Origin of the sequence: Bifidobacterium leontopitheci (genome assembly GCF_009193355.1) — a bacterium.
Lineage (GTDB): Bacteria > Actinomycetota > Actinomycetes > Actinomycetales > Bifidobacteriaceae > Bifidobacterium > Bifidobacterium leontopitheci.
In genome coordinates this window covers 17,950-35,076 of the sequence record NZ_WBVT01000013.1, presented here as the reverse complement: position 1 = coordinate 35,076, position 17,127 = coordinate 17,950, and the positions used below count along the sequence as shown (strand labels likewise).

The 17,127-nt window shown below is 64.8% G+C and carries 10 protein-coding genes; 5 read left to right on the top strand and 5 right to left on the bottom strand.

Features of this window, described 5'->3' with window-relative positions:
- Positions 1-586 precede the first annotated feature (586 nt).
- Positions 587-1,537 (top strand): aldose 1-epimerase family protein, encoded by a 951-nt coding sequence (locus F7D09_RS05605; protein WP_152234434.1) that lies wholly within the window; start codon positions 587-589, stop codon positions 1,535-1,537.
- A gap of 693 nt (positions 1,538-2,230) precedes the next feature.
- Positions 2,231-3,673, top strand: a complete 1,443-nt coding sequence (locus tag F7D09_RS05600) for an MFS transporter (protein ID WP_226835984.1) — start codon at positions 2,231-2,233, stop codon at positions 3,671-3,673.
- 475 nt (positions 3,674-4,148) lie between these two features.
- Here the strand turns inward: F7D09_RS05600 and F7D09_RS05595 are convergent, their stop codons facing one another.
- A complete protein-coding gene (locus F7D09_RS05595; RefSeq protein WP_152234432.1) occupies positions 4,149-5,819 on the bottom strand; it encodes a hypothetical protein in 1,671 nt (556 codons plus the stop codon).
- 211 nt (positions 5,820-6,030) lie between these two features.
- Positions 6,031-6,870 carry a response regulator transcription factor gene (locus F7D09_RS05590; RefSeq protein ID WP_226835988.1) on the bottom strand — a complete coding sequence of 280 codons (840 nt, stop codon included), beginning with the start codon at positions 6,868-6,870 and terminating at the stop codon, positions 6,031-6,033.
- Positions 6,871-7,148: 278 nt separating this feature from the next.
- Between F7D09_RS05590 and F7D09_RS05585 the strand changes: the two genes are divergently transcribed.
- Positions 7,149-7,877, top strand: a complete 729-nt coding sequence (locus F7D09_RS05585) for a hypothetical protein (RefSeq protein ID WP_152234430.1) — start codon at positions 7,149-7,151, stop codon at positions 7,875-7,877.
- 362 nt (positions 7,878-8,239) lie between these two features.
- Here the strand turns inward: F7D09_RS05585 and F7D09_RS05580 are convergent, their stop codons facing one another.
- Entirely contained in the window at positions 8,240-9,337 is a 1,098-nt protein-coding gene (locus F7D09_RS05580) for a CTP synthase (RefSeq protein ID WP_152234429.1), read from the bottom strand.
- Positions 9,338-10,011: 674 nt separating this feature from the next.
- On the bottom strand, positions 10,012-11,949 hold the full coding sequence (locus F7D09_RS05575) for an AMP-dependent synthetase/ligase (RefSeq protein ID WP_152234428.1): 1,938 nt from the start codon (positions 11,947-11,949) through the stop codon (positions 10,012-10,014).
- Between the two features lie 600 nt (positions 11,950-12,549).
- Here F7D09_RS05575 and pdxS point away from each other — a divergent pair.
- On the top strand, positions 12,550-13,425 hold the full coding sequence (gene pdxS, locus F7D09_RS05570) for a pyridoxal 5'-phosphate synthase lyase subunit PdxS (protein WP_152234427.1): 876 nt from the start codon (positions 12,550-12,552) through the stop codon (positions 13,423-13,425).
- Between the two features lie 143 nt (positions 13,426-13,568).
- Entirely contained in the window at positions 13,569-14,189 is a 621-nt protein-coding gene (pdxT, locus tag F7D09_RS05565; protein ID WP_152234426.1) for a pyridoxal 5'-phosphate synthase glutaminase subunit PdxT, read from the top strand.
- Positions 14,190-14,460: 271 nt separating this feature from the next.
- On the opposite strand, the gene F7D09_RS05560 is transcribed toward pdxT, so the two are convergent.
- Entirely contained in the window at positions 14,461-17,037 is a 2,577-nt protein-coding gene (locus F7D09_RS05560; protein ID WP_152234425.1) for a sugar porter family MFS transporter, read from the bottom strand.
- Between the last annotated feature and the right edge of the window lie 90 nt (positions 17,038-17,127).

Sequence of the window (17,127 nt, the reverse complement as noted above, 5' to 3'; positions counted from 1 at the left end):
CGGAACGTACTCGGAATCGTCATTAGAGTACGTTCCGTCAGGTTTTATCAACGAAACGTACTCTCAGTCGGCGTCCGAGTACGTTTCGTCAGGTTTTCTTGACCGACCGTACTCTAACGTGACGTTCGGGTACGTTTCGTCAGAAAAAATGACGGAACGTACTCGGAATCGTCATTAGAGTACGTTCCGTCAAATATTATCGACCGACCGTACTCGAAACTGTCGTACGAGTACGTTTCGTCGACGGTGCAGCAACGGACCGTACCCGAATGGTGTTGTTTGCGTACGGTCGGTCATGGTTTTTCAACGGACCGTACTCTCGCGTCAACTGGGAGTACGGTCCGTCGATATTTCCTGACGGACCGTATCCGGCGGAATCGTTCGGGTACGTTCGGTTGCGAAATCCTGACGGACCGTACCCGTAGACCGCTGTCCGGGTACGGTCCGTCGCATATCCGCGCTATCCGTCACTCATCATCCGGCAATGACCATCCACCGACGCACGGCAGCCAGTTCTCCGTCGCGCGCCGCACCCCACGTCGCCACCCACCCAAACTCCACCCCCAACGAAAGAACCGTCACCACCATGTCCCAGCATTTCCCTCCGCGCACCGGCCAACAGTACTCGATCAAGTTCGGCGACTACGCGGCCGTCGTCACCGAACTCGGCGCCGACCTGCGCACGCTCACGTACCGCGGCAAGGACGTCATCGTCCCCCTCGGCCCGAACGATCCGATCACCACATGCCACGGCCAGCTGCTCATCCCGTTCCCCAACCGCATCGCCGGCGGCGAGTACACGTTCGACGGCAAGACCTACACGCTGCCCATCGACGAGCACGACCGCAACACCGCGATCCACGGCTACGGCTACCGCAGCTACTGGAAGCTCGAGTCGCTCAGCGAAACGTCCGTCACCCAGTCGTGGCGCATGCCGTTCCTGCTCGGCTACCCGTTCGACCTGATCGTCACCGCCACGCACGAGCTGACCGCCGACGGCCTGACCGTCACGCTCGACGCGTACAACAACGGCGACACCAGCCTGCCGTGGGCGCTCGCCATCCACCCGTGGCTGTCCAACGGCGAGAAGGGGTACGGCGACGAGATCGACGGCCACAACGCGAAGTGCCGCGTCACCATCCCCGCCGACACGCACGTGACCGTCGACGACAACCTCATCCCCACCGGCACCGAGCCGGTCGACGGCACCAAGTACGACTTCCGCTCCGGCGCGCTGCTCGTCAACCAGCCGTTCGACGACGCCTGGACCGACGTGCACCACAATGCGGACGGCCGCACCTACGCCACGTTCGAGCGTCCTGACGGCCTGACCGTCCACGTCGGCGGCGACGAGACCATCACCTCGTTCCAGATGTGCACCGGCACCGGATTCCCTGCGTTCATGCACCCGGCAGGCACGGCCATCGAGCCGCAGACCGCCTACGCGAACGCGTTCAACACTGGCAAGGACCTCATCGTCATCAAGCCGGGCGAACACAGCGTCACCAAGCTGTACATCGACGCGACGCTCGCCTGAGTCGCGCGCGGCCGCCAGATGGGACCGCCAGGTGCGGTTCCGTCTGCGGTCTCGCGGCTGTATGAGCTGAGTCGACGGTCTGTCGCGGTTTCGTTGAGCCTGCGTCGCGGCTGCCAGCCGAAGCCGCGACGGCGACCAGCTGGATACCGCGGTCGCGCTCTGCCGGTGAAGTGCGGCACGTTGCCTACGCGACGTGCCGCACTCGCTGTTTTCCGGCCTTTTGCTATGTTTCGGCACGGCGGGCGTGCGTCGGCTGCGTGCTGGCCGTGCGTCTTCCGCATGTCTCGGACGACTGCGTAATTTTCGTTGGATAATGTTAACTTTTCGCCGACCATGTGGCCGGACGGTGGTGGGAACGCTGGTGTTTCGGCTGTCTTCTGTGCGCCCCTGCTGTGGTGACGTGAGTCCGGCAATGGTAAACGAACATGAAGGATGTTTGTTTGCGTGTGCGTATTTGTGATGGGGAAAAGTGAAGCGCTCACACAACTGTGACACGCCGTAAAAACGTTGGAATACCAATGGTCTATGTAAAAGTTGACATGAAAAAATGTGAGCGCTATCATAACGATTCGGCAAATGGTTTTGGAAGGATTTTGTTCAGTTCGCTGCGACCATCTGCTCGACGTGAAATCAACTTTCGTGCAGGACGAAAAGATTTCACGCAAAGGACAACGGAAAGAAATGAGGAATCACATGGCAACGCAAGCCAAGGCAGGGGAGCCCGAGTTCAACGGCGTGCTTCCGGTCCGTGAGAAACTGGCCTATCTGAGCACCGATATGGCAGGCAACCTGCTGTACTCGTCGCTCGGCACCTACATCATGTTCTTCTACACCGACGTGTTCGGCATCACCGCCGCCGCGGCCGGCTGGATCCTCCTCATCGCCCGTATCGGCGACTGCATCTCCGCCCCCGTGTGGGGTTCCATCGTCGACCACACCAAGACCAAGTGGGGCCAGTCCCGCCCGTTCTTCCTGTGGATGGCCGTCCCGTTCGCCATCACCGTCTTCCTTGCGTTCACCGCGCCCGACCTGCCGCCGATGGGCAAGGCCGTGTACGCCGCCGTCACCTACATCCTGGCCGCCGGCATCGTCTACACCGGCATCCAGACGCCGATCACCGCAATCCTCTCCAACCTCACGCCCGACCCGGCCGAGCGCGTGAAGGCCAACACGTTCCGCCTCTCCGGCGGCCTGTTCGGCACGTTCATCACCGCCGTCTGCACGATTCCGCTGGTCAACTGGGCGGGCAAGGCGCTCACCGGCGCCACCAACCAGAAGGTCGGCTTCATGGTCACCTTCGCCCTGTACGGCCTGATCGCCATCGCGCTGCTCCTGTGGGCGTTCAAGAACATCAAGGAACACAACTACGATCCGAAGACCCAGAACCCGCTGCCGTTCAAGGAGAGCCTGCACGCCATCAAGGGCAACTGGCCGTGGATCATTCTCATCGTCGCGTTCGTCATCTTCTGGATCGCCCAGGAAGACCGCATGTCCGTGGCCGTGTATTACGCGAAGTACAACCTGAACAACGAGAACCTCGCCACGATCCTCAACGGCATGCAGATCCTCGGCCTGATCACCACGTTCCTCATCCCGGTCATCTCCAAGCGCTTCGGCAAGGCCGGCAAGACCGACACGATGATTCTCGGCATGGTCATGTCCATCATCGGCCAGCTGCTGCTGCTCACCGCGTCCCACAGCTTCGCCCTGTTCGTCGTGTTCTGGGCGATCTCCATCCTCGGCGCCGCCATGGCGCTCGCCATGCCGTTCGCCATGCTGGCCGACACCGTTGACTACGGCGAGTGGAAGAACGGCATCCGTGCCGCCGGCCTGCTCTCCGCCGTCGGCGCCTCGTTCTGCATCCAGTTCGGATCCGGCCTGGGCAACCTGATCCCGTCCAAGATCATGGCCGCCGCCGGCTACGTCGCCAACCAGCAGCAGACCCCGGAGGCGCTGAACGCCATCCAGTTCTGCTTCATCTGGCTGCCGGTCATCGTCTACGCGATCTGCATCGTGATCATGCTCGGCTACCGTCACTTCGAGAAGAACGAGCCGTTCATCCGTGCCGAGCTCGCCAAGCGTCGCGCTATCGCCGACGCCGCCGCCGACAAGGCCTCTGCCGCCGTCGAGGCGTGAGCCTGACCGTTGTGACGTGACCGCCCGGCCGCGTCACAACGTGTGATTGAACCGGTCGTACCCGTAGAGATTCTGCGGGTACGGCCGGTTTTGTCATATCAACGGACCGTACTCGTGTGGGCTCTGCGGGTACGTTCGGTTGTGAATTCCTGACGGACCGTACTCGAGGGTGCGTTACCAGTACGTTCCGTTGTGATTATTCAACGGACCGTACTCGGAGGGGCTGGTTTGGGTACGTTTTGTTGCGGGAAGTATGACTGACCGTACTCGAGTATGGTGTTGCGGGTACGGTCCGTTGTGAATTCCTGACGGACCGTACCCGAGGGTGCGTTACCAGTACGTTCCGTTGTGATTATTCAACGGACCGTACTCGGAGGGGCTGGTTTGGGTACGTTTCGTTGTGGAGTCCTGACCGACCGTACTCGAGTATGGTGTTGCGGGTACGGTCCGTCGGCCGACTTGAGCGGCAAGACCATCATGCCAGCGGCAGCTTCAGCAGGCACGACCACGCGCCGTCGTCGGCGATGATGGAGAATTCGCCGCCAAGCCTCTCCGCCTCACGCCGGCAGCGCGCAAGTCCGCTGCCCCCGCTGAACGGCGATCCGGCAGTCTGCGGCAGTCCGCTGTCCTTCGCCGCCTCGCCGGCGTCCGTGACGGCGACGTCATCCGTCTCTTCGGCACCATCCGCTAAGCCGGCACCATCCGCCACGCCGTTCGATGCGGACACGGTCGCCAGTCCGGGCTCCAGCGTGACGACCATGCAGAACGTGCCGGACGCGTATTTCGTCATGTTCCCGGCGATCTCCTGCATGATCTCCAGCAAAGCCGCGCGGCTTGCCGGCGTGCATTCGACGTTGGACGGTCCCCTCACCATCATCGTGCCGGTCAAGCCGAGCGCCTCGATCCGCGACCGGTAGCGTTGCATGTCGAATCGTAGTTCGTCCGCGTTCAGCATGATGAGCGATGTGCGCGGCCCGCTGCCCGGATAGATGGCTGTCGCCGCGTCACGTTCGTCCACGCGGCCGCCGCTCATACCGCCGGTCCCGACTGCGCTAGCCGTACTGCTGCCGCTGCCCGCGCCGTTACCGCCGTACGCATCGCCGTTCCCGAGCGCGCCGGCGGTGCCGCTACCGGCCGCATCGATACCACCGCTCGTAACGGATGTGCCGCCCCAGCCCGCACCGCTGTTCCCGAGCGCGCCGGCGGTGCCGCTACTGCCCGCACCGCCAGCGTCCGCCTGATCCAACCCCGCGATGAGCGTGCGGACCTTGCCCAACGATTCCGTCGCAACCTGCTCTATCAGCCGAACAACATCCAACCGCCTGATGTCGTCGGCAATCTTCTCGGCGGCTTCGTCAGCCGCTCCTTCAGCCTTGCCGACGCAGGCATCGGCTGAAGGTCCGTCATCCACCGCGCCTGCGTCCTCTGCAAAGCCGCGCGCCCGTACGCCAGCCGGCCTGCCGCTCGACTGCCGGCTTTCCGCCACGACGTCGCCGCCGTGCCGTTCGCCATCGCCCAACCCATCCTCCAGCTGCCGGGCGAGCAGCAAAATAGTCGTCAGGTCGTTCGCCACCGAATGATGCAGCTCCGTCGCCAACTGCTGATGCTCCAGCTGCCGCAGCAACGCCGCACGCTCGCGTTCCTCCGCCTCCAGCCGCTCACGCCAGCTCATCATCGAACCAATCCACAGTGCGACCATCAAAAACGCGGCAGTCGCGCACACGGTCGCCATGATGCTCGAATCCCACGGATACAGCCAGATGCGCGCCGCCGTGGCCGCTTCGGCGACGACTGCGGCCGCCACGGCCAGCCCACCCGACCGGTACGACATCACCAGAATCGCCATGAGCAGGCAGAACAACGGCGACACGGCCGTCGTCTCCGGCGCGACGCAACGCCACACCCATACCGCCACGATTGCGAGTCCGCCCACGCGCGGCGCAAGCGACATCAGCAGACAGCCGCACACGCACAGCAACGCGAGCGTGACCGCCGTGGTGCCGCCGCTGCCGTTCGCGTGCATCATCATGGTTTCGATGACGACCGGCAGCGACGAGCAGGCGATCAGCAGCCTGGTGCGTGGGTCGGCGAGCAGGTCGGGCGCGTGAGCTGTTGCGCGGGAAGCGGCGTGCGTTGCCGTGTTCATTGTCGCATGCGTTGCCGTGTCGGAACCGACGCGCGCACCATCCTGCGCGTGCCGCGTCCCACGCGCCGGCGATGCGGTTATGCCACTCCGGTGACACTGCGCATGCGGCTGTGACGGCTGGCTGTCGGCCTGCGTTGCGCCGCCTGCTGACGTTGCGGCGCAGGCTTGTGCGACGATGCCATCTTGTGTTGCCTGTGTTCCGTTCATCATGTCACATCCTCAGATATCGTCGGCACAGCGCCACCGCCTCGTTGCGGTCGCGCGCGTGCAGCTTCTCGCGCACCCGTGCGACCTGCGCGAAGATGGTCCCCTTGGAGATGCCGAGTTCGGCGGCCACGTCTTCGGTCGACCGGCCGTCCGCGTACAGTCGCATGATCGTCGTCTGCTGGGCGGAGAGCCGGAACGAGCGTTCAGGCGCAGGCGTTGCGGCGGCGGGGGAGCCGGGTGCGGCGGACGGTTGGGTTGCGTCGTGGGCAGCGGCTGCGTCGTGGGCAGCGGCTGCGTCGTGGGTGTGGGTTGTGTCAGCTGCATTGTCGTCGGCCGCGCGACTGTTCACGGTGCGACTGTCCGCCGTGCAGACTGCCGTGTCGCCGGCTGACGTCTGCCCGCCTGACGTATGTCTTGACGTGCAGCCGGCGACACGGTCATCCTGATCGACTGCCGTGCGGCCGACGTTCACGCGATCGGCCGCGGCAAGGCGTATCTCCTGCGCAAGCCGGTTCAGATCATCCTTGCTGATGACGGTCCGGGCCCCGGACGACACGGCAAGGTCACGGTAGACCTGCGGGTCGTACGCGGTGATGCCGATCAGCGGCAGGCTCGGCGCCCATGCACGCACGGCTTGGCACACGTCGACGCCGGTCATATCGCTCAACGCCATGTCCACCAGCAGCACATCCGGCCGGTCCTGCGGGCGGATGCACCGCTGGATTGCGGTAGCGCCCAATTGCGCGGTCCATACGATCCTGAACCCCATGCGAACCAGCAGCGACGATAATGCCATCAGCGCCATGCGGTCATTGTCCACCAGGGCAATCGAGACAGCGTCCATAGCGCGCGCAGCCGGTCGTGGCGCCGACGGGTGCGTCGTCTGCGGTCGTGGCGACAAGCGCGCTGCGGCATCCTGCCCGTGCCGCTGCGAATCCGAATCATGGTTGCTCATATCATTGAGTGTACGGCGTGCGACATGCGGCGGTCAGCGGATGTAATACCCTGCATGACATCCGCTGGCGGCGGCCGGTGACGTGCACGTACCGTGGAATCATCGAGGAATTCCCCCGATCGGATTCATCGCCTCCGCAACGGCGATCATGACCGAAGGAGGCCATCATGAACAAGGAACAGCAGGGCATGACGGCGAGCGTCGCATCGCAAAGGACCGGATTCAAGAAGGTTCTCTCCGCCCTCCACCCGGACGGTCGCCCCTCATGGTGGTGGCTGCTGGCCGCCGCGCTCGTCTTCGCCGTGTTCGTCACCGGCGCCTACCTGTGGCAGACCGCCACGGCGGTCACCGCCGACAAGATCCAGGACGAACTGATCAAGCTCGACCCGAACATCACCATCGAAGAGCTGGAGAAACGCGGCTACGTCAACAACGGCGTCGCCGAAAGTGGTTGGGCGAGCATCGACGACGAGGACTTCCCGTACTACTTCGTCGACAAGAGCGAGAGTGGGCCGCTCGAACGGTTCGTCAGCGACGTGCGCAACAACCGGCAGTCGGTGCTGCGTACCTACACGACGAGGAACGGCAGCCTCGACAGCGTGCGCATCCTGTGGTATGACCCCAACGTCAAGGACGAGTGGGTGACGGCGGCCGGCAGCGAGGGTGCGTCGGTGACCACCCATTTCGGCGGGCAAGGGCAGATCCGCCAATGGTGGTGGAAGCACGGCGGGCTGAGCAATCCGGACAAGCGCTTCGCCCGTGATATCCGGCAGGAGGGCGGCGTGGTGGTTCTCAAGCATCGTCCGACCCTGTGGGCCCCGGGCGTCGCATTCACTTCCGTGCCGACTGAGGCCGACGAGATGCTCTACGCGCTCGACGGCAGCATCGCCGAGTAGCCGGACTGTCGGTCGTTGGGCGCGGTAAGGATGGCGGGTGACCGCGGCCCGGTGTTCGGGCATCCATCAGACTCCCGGGTTTCTCCCATCTGGGTGGTTTCGGATGGGAGAAACCCGGGAGTTTGTATCTGGTACTCCCGAAATCTTCCCATTTGGAGGTGCTGGGATGGGATGATTCCGGGAGTCTGAATCGGTGACTCCTGATATTCTCCCATCTGAGCGGTGCCAGATGGGAGGAACCCGGGAGTTTGAGCCGCGGACTCCTGAGATTCTCCCATTCCGGCGGTGCGGGATGGGAGAAATCCGGGACTAATTCGCATCGCACCTGACTGCCGGGCTGTCTCGTTCCGCTCCGATCCGTCTCATGCCGCCTGTGTGTATCCGTGTCCCCAACGCCGTTCGCTGTGCCGGAGCCGCAGCTTGCGCAGGTCGCCGACCGCATCGAGCGCCTCGCCGTTGCGCGGTACGCCAGCCGTGTCGAGCTTGGTGACGAGTTGCGTCCGGTGCAAGGCGTCATCGAAGGTCAGTCGAAAGACGAGATGTGCGCCGGCCGCCAGCAGGTCCTGCTCACGCGCGTTCTGCCGGTTCACGATCTCCTGAATCGACGCGCGGCCTGCCATCGCCGGATCGACATATTTGCCCATCCCGTCGAACTCCCCGACGATGATTCTTCCATCCGCGGTCGTCCACGTATAGTCGGCCCGATATCCGTTGTTCGGTCGGGCGGCGCTCGCGAATTGCCGCTGCAGCTGAGGCGGCATGTACCGCTCCTCGAGGATCGCCCCGCGCATGAACGATTCCCCGCCGTTCTCGCTGGCCGGATCGGTGTAACGCAGCACCTGCTCCACGGCTTGCACGGCATCGGCGTTCCGCAATCCCTGTGTCATACCCCGGATACGCCCGGCGAATGCGCGTATGCGTGCCGAGGCGTCGCTTCTCCAGCCTCGCTCGCCTAGGGCAATGCGACGGAACGCTGAATCGGACACGGCCAGCGCGTGGGGGAACGTCAGCAGCCGTGCACAGTCCAGCACCGTTCGTTCCATCGTGACGGCGCGGATGCCGTTCACGACGGTTACGGGGATTTCGGCCATGTAGATGCGGTTGACCGGTTTGCCGGGGTCCAGATCGTTGCCTTGATGCGCATCGGCGATATAGATGCGGTCCTGTATGGACCACTGGTGTTCGAGCCCGTGGATTGCCGCCGCGGTCGGACCGGCAAACACCCATGTAGGATGCAGCTTTGCCAGTGAGCGCACGATATGCAGGATTTGTTCGGTGGCGTCCAGTGATCTCCAATACATGGCGTCGGAGAACAGACCGGGGTACGGATTGACGAGCTTGCCTGCCTTGCACCTGCGGACCATGGCTTTGTAGTCGTTGTGGGTCTCCGGGTGTGCGCAGCGTTGGTCGTGCTGCGCCCGGGAGATCAGGGTGTCGATTCGTGCGGATGTGGTGTTCATGCCATTGCAGAGTAGCGGATTTCTGATGTCGACCGACAGGTTTTCGGGTCATGTGGTCGGAGCTTCGCTATTGAATCGATTCACCGGCGTGTCGTAGTTTATAGCTACGGTGCTTTGATGAGAAACAGGGTGATTGTCGAATTCCGTGACTCTTGGAATTCTCCCATTTGGATGGTCCCCGATGGGAGAATCCCGGGAGTCGGGTTCTGGGACTCCCGATTTTCTCCCATTTGGGGGTGCTGGAATGGGAGAAAATCAGGAGTTTGAATCGGTGACTCCCGTAATCATTTGGAAGTGCCGGAGTGGGAGGAAGTCGGGAGTTTGGTTTGGTGACTCCCGGGATTCTCCCATTTCGGGCGCCTCGGGTGGGAGAAATCCGGGAGTCCGGTTTGTTACTCCCGGAATCTTCCCATTTGGAAGTGCCGGAATGGGAGAAAACCAGGAGTCGGGTTCTGTGACTCCCGGGATTCTCCCATTCCGGGAGTCACATATGGGAGAAAACCGGGAATAGGGGCGTCCGGACGAAACGGCCCAATCGGCACGGCCCCGGCCAGCCCGGCCCCGGCCAGCCCGGCCCCGGCCCGGCCCTAGTCTGCCGCCGTCGATCTGGCCGCAGCCAACCTGCCGCAGCTGACCCGACCGCAGCCGGCCCTGGCCCGCCCCCGCGGCCGCCCCTACCGCTTGCCCGCGTAGATGTCCCGGTCGATCACCCCGCTGAACACGCGGTTCACCGCCGGCCGCACCACCTTCAGCGATGGCGTCAGGCATCCGTTCTTCTGCGTGAACTGCGCGTCCAGCACCACGAACTTGCGCACCGACTCGGCCCTCGAGACCGTCGCGTTCGCGCGGTCCACGTACCGTTGGATCTCCTCATGCACGGCTGGCAGTGCGGCCGCCGCGGCAGCCGACATCCCCGCATCCGCCCCGACGGTCGGCAGCCACGCCGCCAAGCCTTCGGGATCGAGCGTCACCAGTGCGCCGATGAACGGCCGCCCGTCGCCCACGACCACCGCATGCTCCACGATCGGGCACTTGACGATCTCCTCCTCCAGCGGGATCGGCGACACGTTCTTGCCGCCCGCTGTGATGATGATGTCCTTCTTACGGCCCGTAATGGTCAGTCGGCCGTCCTCGTCCAACGACCCCAGGTCGCCGGTGCGCAGCCATCCGTCCGCGGTGAACGTTTCGGCCGTCTTCTCCGGCAGGCCGTGGTATCCGCGGAACACGTTCGCGCCGCGCACCTGCACTTCGCCGTCGGCCGCGATCCGCACGGACGATCCGGGCGCCGGCTGGCCGACCGTGCCGATCTTGTTGTCGCCGACGCGCGTCACCGTGAACGGCGCCGCCGTCTCCGTCATGCCGTACCCCTGGATCATCGGCAGGCCGATGCCGGCGAAGAAGTGCGCCAGGTCAGGCGACAGCGGCGCGCCGCCGCACGCCACGTACCGGATGTTCGGTCCCAGCGCGCCGCGCACGGTCCGGTACACGAGCGACTCGAACGTGGCGCGTTCGGCCGTCGCCTTCGCACCGTGACGTCCGCCGGCCTGTTCCACGCGCGACCATTCGCGCGCCGCCTCGGCAGCCGCTGCGAACATGCGTCCGCGCCAGCCGGTGCCGGCCTTGCGCGACGCCGCGTTGTACACTTTCTCGAACACGCGCGGCACGCCGAGCAGATACGTCGGCCGGAAGCTGCGCAGGTCCGGCAGCAGCGACTTCGTGTCCGGCAGGTAGCCGACCACGCCGTCGTCGGAGCCGATAGAGCAATACTGGATGTACCGGGCGAAGCAGTGGGCGAGTGGCAGGAACAGCAGCAGCCGCGGATGGTTGTCGCAGATCATTTCGGGTAGGCATTCGTAGCCGGCGCGCACGATGGACAGGAAGTTGCGGTGCGTGAGCTCCACGCCCTTGGGCGCGCCCGTGGATCCGGACGTGTAGACGATGGTGGCGAGGTCGTCGGCGTGGGTGGCGGCGATGCGCGCGTCCAGCTCCTCGTCGGAGACGACCACGCCCATGCCTTCGAGCGCGCCGAGCGCGTTGCCGTCCATCATGAGGATGCGTGTCAGGCTGGGGCAGTGGTCCTTGATCGAGTCGAGCCGGTCGAAGCGTTCGCGGTTGTCGGCGATGGCGAGCTTGACGGTCGAGTCGTTGATGATCCGCTCGGCTTGCGATGCGGAATCCGTATCGTATATCGGCACGTTCACGGCGCCGATGGCGGCGAGCGCGAAGTCCAGCACGCCCCACTCGTACCGGGTCGCGGAGAACAGCGTCACCGCGTCGCCCTTGCCGATGCCGAACGCGATGAAGCCTTTCGCGGCGGCGAGCACCATGCGGTGGAATTCGCCGGTCGTGATGTTCGCCCACGCGCCGGGACCGGTCTTGCGTGCGGCGATGGTCGTCGCGTTGCCGGTGCGTTCGATGCGTTCGGTGAGCAGTGAGTAGAGGGTTTCGTCGTCGGCGACGTCGATGTTGCCGGGGGTCGTGTACTCGGCGATCGGCGGTTCGACGGTGGGTGCGGTGGCGGGAGTGCCGGTCTCGGCGGTTGCGATGGTGCCGGCTGCGTCGGCGGGCTGCGTTGCCTGCTGGGCGATTTCGTCGGTGTGTTCGATTGACATGGCGTTCCTTAGTCGTGTGGTGTGCCGCGTGGCGTGCTTGGCGTTGCTCCGGATACGGGGCGTGCGGCGGTTCGTGGCATGGCGGCATGGCTGGTGCCGCCGTTTCCACCGTTCAGGTTACGGCCGCGTAACCGTGCGCGACGCTGTGGACACGTACGAATGCCGGCGCTCGCTTTTGTGCGGCGACGACAAATGCGGGGCGGGGAGGGACTGTAGGCGGTCGCCCCTGCAGTGGCCCGTTCAACGTCACTGTGCTCGCCCTTGCTGAGTGACGTAAGCTCGCGACCCCTTGGCATTGCTGAGTTTTCGCACCAGCGTCACTGTGCTCGCCCGAGCAGGGTGACGCGTTTCCGGTGACGCGGCACAACAGGGCGCAGCCCAACGGGATGCGGCAATGGGATATAGCCGGTTATAGGTTTTCGTTATCGCCGGAATGCGGGCGTTTCGCGTGTCCGTGCGCGTCCGCTTCTAGCATGGTGCCTTGTGTGCGACCGTGTCGCGGAATGGTGGGAGCCGCGTTGGCTTGTGGATGACGACAGTCAGCACCATGCATCAGTCAGCACCATGCATAGACGACATTCAACAAAGGAACATACCAATATGGCACAGAACAGAGCCGAACTCAACAGGAATCTCGCCCAGATGCTCAAGGGCGGCGTCATCATGGACGTCACCACGCCGGAGCAGGCGCGCATCGCCGAGGACGCCGGCGCGTGCGCGGTCATGGCGCTGGAACGCATCCCCGCCGACATCCGCGCGGCCGGCGGCGTGAGCCGCATGTCCGACCCGGCGATGATCAAGGGCATCCAGGCGGCGGTCTCCATTCCGGTCATGGCGAAGGTGCGCATCGGCCATATCGCCGAGGCGCGCATCCTGCAGGCCATCGACATCGACTACATCGACGAGTCCGAAGTGCTCTCTCCGGCCGATGACGTCTACCACATCGACAAGCGCCAGTTCGACGTGCCGTTCGTCTGCGGCGCGAAGAATCTGGGCGAGGCGCTGCGCCGCATCGCCGAGGGCGCGGCGATGATCCGCACCAAGGGCGAGCCGGGCACCGGCGACGTGATCCAGGCCGTGCGTCACATGCGTACGATGAACAAGCAGATCCGCGAGCTTGTCGGCCTGCGCGACGACGAGGTGTACGAGGCGGCCAAGCAGCTGGCTGTTCCGTACGATCTCGCCAAGTATGTGCATGATAACGGCCGTCTGCCGGTCGTCAATTTCGCTGCCGGCGGCGTCGCGACTCCGGCTGATGCGGCACTGATGATGGAGCTCGGCGCGGAGGGCGTGTTCGTCGGCTCCGGCATCTTCAAGTCCGGCGACCCGGCCAAGCGTGCGGCGGCGATCGTCAAGGCGACAGCGAACTGGCAGGACGCCGACCTGCTGGCCAAGCTGTCGGAGAACCTGGGCGAGGCCATGGTCGGCATCAACGAGGACGAGATCCAGACCATCATGGCCGCCCGCGGCGAGTGATCTCGGCCGTTTCGGTTAATGGGATGCCCCCGCTGGCGGGGGCTGCCAGCTGAAGGCTGGCTGGGGTGGTGAGCGCGATCCGTGCCGCCACCCCGTCTCATGTGCGTTCGACAGCTCCCGCCAGCGGGAGCCAAGGAGTAGTTATGGTAGTAGCTGTTGAATACATTTCCAAAGAGGAGTCGGCCGACGCCGAATCCGCGACGCACGGCGTGACCGGCATTCTCGCCGTGCAGGGCGCGTTCGCCGAGCATGCCGCCATGCTTGACCGGCTTGGCGCCCCGTGGAAGCTGTTGCGCGCGGCCGAGGATTTCGACGATTCCATCGACCGCGTGATCCTGCCGGGCGGCGAGTCCACCACACAGGGCAAGCTGCTGCACTCCACCGGACTGTTTGAGCCGATCGCCGCGCACATCGCCGCGGGCAAGCCGGTGTTCGGCACCTGCGCCGGCATGATCCTGCTCGCGAAGAAGCTCGACAACGACGAGCACGTGTACTTCGGCGCGCTTGACGCCGTGGTCCGCCGCAACGCGTACGGCCGTCAGCTCGGCTCGTTCGCCGCGACCGCCGACTTCGGCGACATCAAGGATTTTCCGCTGGTGTTCATCCGTGGGCCGTTCGTCGTGTCGGTTGGCGACAAGGCCACTGTCGAGACCGAGGTCGACGGCCGGATCGTCGGCTTGCGGCAGGGCAACATCATCGCCACGGCGTTCCACCCCGAGCTCACCGACGACACCCGGATTCACGAGCTGTTCCTCGGACTGTAGGGTGCGGCTGCTTGCAGCTCGCGGACCATATTCTCGCTCCCCGTCGGCGGGAGCTGTCTGAGCGGGAGCGAAGACTGAGGGTGGTCGCCCGCCACGCCGGTGATCCTGTGAATCACGGGTGGCCGCCCCACCCGCTTCGCGGGAGCCCCCGCCGGCGGGGGCGAATAGGCGGTCGTCTGCTTACGAGGGCTCCCGCTGGCGGGAGCTGTCTGAGCGGCAGCGAAGTCTGAGGGTGGTCACCCGCCGCAGTACCCCGCGCATCACTCGCGTATCAATCGCGGATCAGTGCGTCCAGTGAGTCGAGCGCGTGGTTGATTGCCCGGGTTTCGCGCGCGTATTCGGCAGACGAGGTCTGGCTGTCGTAGTGGCTTTCGCAGTATCCCGCATCCCATGCCGTTTCGGCGTGGGGGCGCGGCACGTTGTCGTGCTGCGTGTAGGGCATCGGCGGCAACGCGGTCTGCTGCGGCTGGAACGTGCTGCCATCGAGGTCGTGGATGTCGTCTGGCAGGTCAGGAATGTCCCAGCGTCCGTCAGCTTGACCGTCCATGCGACTGTCCGCATGGACGCGTCCGTCTGCGTGCGCCGCACCCGCGGCCGTGTCGCGGCCGTCCTCGTCGTCCTTCAGTGCGTATCGTGTCGGAATCGTCGGCCCGTCATCCGAGTCGAAGTCGTCGCCGAGTTCGCCGCGGTCGAGCGCGTCAAGCAGACCGTTGATGCGCGCTGCGATACCGTCATCGTGCATGCCGTGATATCCGGACGACTGCGAGCCGTGGCGTCCGTCTCCTGTGGTGAAAGCGCGCACGTACGACGCTGCCTCACCCTCTGCTGTTGACGCGTCGTTGACTTCGCCGGCCGCCGCGTGAACGGTTCCGGCAGCTGCATGTTCTGCCGCGTTCGTTGCGGTTGCGTACGCTGATGTCGTTTCCGACGATGTTGCTGCCGCGGCCGACGCTGCTGCCGCGGCCGGCCTTGCCGTTGCCGCTGTCTCGGCTGTCGCTGCCCCGGTTGCAGCCGCTGCAGCAGCTCCAGCGCCTGCAGCAGCTCTAGCGACTGCCGCGTTCGCGGCCGAGCCCGGCAGCGGCACGGGCGGCACCGTCGCGTTCACGCGAGACTGCCTCTGTCCGCCCTGCGCTGCCGTCTGACGCTGCTGCCGAGCTTCAGCGTCCTTCCGGGCTGTGTCCTTTCGGGCGACGTTCTTCTGAGCCGTCGCCTTCCGCCGCTTCTCCACAGCCTCCTGTTCCAGCCGCTCCTTGCGTTCGCGCTGCTGCGCTTCGGCGGCGAAGATGCGCTGTTGGGCGTCGAGACGCGCGTGCTGTGCGGCGTCGAGGATGCCCATGGCCTGCATGCGCTCGTTTTCGATGCGGGCGAGCGTGGCCCGTGCGTGGCGGATGTTCGCGTCCGCGGAGCTGAGCGCGTAGTGGGCTGCCGCGAGTTCGGTGTGCGGCTGCCACATGCGGTCGATCTCCTCCAGCGTGCGTCCCATCGTCTCCGGCACCAGAATGATTACGCCGATGAAGCACAGCAGGTCGATGCCGGCGAAGATGGCGAACGTGACGCCTCCGCCGAGATGGTCGATCATCAGCGGCGTGAACTGGGCGATCAGGCCGTTGACGAATAGCAGGCACATCACGCACAGGCCTGTCGCACGCCCGCGCAGGAACGTCGGGAACAGTTCGGGGATCACGATCCATGGAATCGGCCCCATCGACACTGCGAACGCGGCGGTGAACAGCATCACGCACACCAGCGTGAGCAGCGGCCGCCCGGCGAAGTACGAGCCGGCGATGCCGACCGCGAACAGCACCATGAGCAGGGAGCCGACCGTCATCAGCCGTTTGCGGCCGACGGCATCGATCAGGTACAGGCCGACGACCGTGAACGCCAGCTCCACGCCGCCCACGCACGCGGCCGCAAGGAACTCGGTGTCGCCGCCGAATCCCATGCGCGAGAACATGACCGGTCCGTAATATGAGATCGCGTTCATGCCGATCGCCTGGTTGAACACGGCCAGGAAGATGCCGATGAGCAGCGCCTTGCGCAAGCCGGGGCGGAACAGCGACGTGAACTCGTTCGACATCGTCTGCTCAAGTTTGACCGACGCCTGGATGTCGTCGGTGCGCACGCGCGCCTTCTGCGTGCCCACGATCTGTTCGAGCACCGTGAACCCTTCTTCGGTGCGGCCACGCTGGATCAGGTAGCGCGGACTTTCGGGCGCGTGCCACATGGCCGCCACGAAGATCACCGCCGGCACGCCGCCCAGGCCGAGCATCCAGCGCCAGCCGGTCGAAAGATCCCAGCCGTACGTGCCGTATGAGGCGATCACGTAGTTGGTGACGTTCGTCAGGATGATGCCGCACACGGTGAGCATCTGATAGGAGAACGCGAGCGTGCCGCGGATCGCCGTTGGTGCGGACTCGGTGATGTAGGTGACGGCGAGCGCCGCGGTCAGGCCGATGCCGTAGCCGCCGATGATGCGCGCGGTGATCAGGTCGTATGGGGTGAACGTGCAGGCGCTCCAGATCGCGGCGAAGAAGTAGATGACGCCTCCGACGACGAGGATGCGTTTGCGGCCGAACCGGTCGGAGATGAAGCCTGCGCTTGCAGCGCCGATGACCGCGCCGATGATGATGGAGGAGATCACGAGGCCTTCCATCATGGTGCCGAGTGCGTAACGGTTGTCGAGGAATTCGATGGCGCCGGAGACGGAGACCGTGTCGTAGCCGTAGAGCAGCCCGGCGAGTCCGGCGCTCAGTGCGAGGCCAAACGTGTAGCGTCCGGAGCCGGCCGTCTGCACGGCCGACCCGAGTGGGTTGTGCTGCTTTCGGGCAACGTGGAACAGTCCCGCCATATCTCTTCCTCTCAAACACGGCGATGGGATATGCACCAGCGTAGCGGCGTGGGTGTGCGACAGGTAGATATGTTCCGCTGTTTCGGCGTT

Bases quoted from the DNA above. Each gene is read 5' to 3' on its own strand.
- F7D09_RS05605 (WP_152234434.1), top strand. From the start codon at position 587: ATGTCCCAGCATTTCCCTCCGCGCACCGGCCAACAGTACTCGATCAAG.
- F7D09_RS05600 (WP_226835984.1), top strand. From the start codon at position 2,231: ATGGCAACGCAAGCCAAGGCAGGGGAGCCCGAGTTCAACGGCGTGCTT.
- F7D09_RS05595 (WP_152234432.1), bottom strand. From the start codon at position 5,819: ATGAACACGGCAACGCACGCCGCTTCCCGCGCAACAGCTCACGCGCCC.
- F7D09_RS05590 (WP_226835988.1), bottom strand. From the start codon at position 6,870: ATGGACGCTGTCTCGATTGCCCTGGTGGACAATGACCGCATGGCGCTG.
- F7D09_RS05585 (WP_152234430.1), top strand. From the start codon at position 7,149: ATGAACAAGGAACAGCAGGGCATGACGGCGAGCGTCGCATCGCAAAGG.
- F7D09_RS05580 (WP_152234429.1), bottom strand. From the start codon at position 9,337: ATGAACACCACATCCGCACGAATCGACACCCTGATCTCCCGGGCGCAG.
- F7D09_RS05575 (WP_152234428.1), bottom strand. From the start codon at position 11,949: ATGTCAATCGAACACACCGACGAAATCGCCCAGCAGGCAACGCAGCCC.
- pdxS (WP_152234427.1), top strand. From the start codon at position 12,550: ATGGCACAGAACAGAGCCGAACTCAACAGGAATCTCGCCCAGATGCTC.
- pdxT (WP_152234426.1), top strand. From the start codon at position 13,569: ATGGTAGTAGCTGTTGAATACATTTCCAAAGAGGAGTCGGCCGACGCC.
- F7D09_RS05560 (WP_152234425.1), bottom strand. From the start codon at position 17,037: ATGGCGGGACTGTTCCACGTTGCCCGAAAGCAGCACAACCCACTCGGG.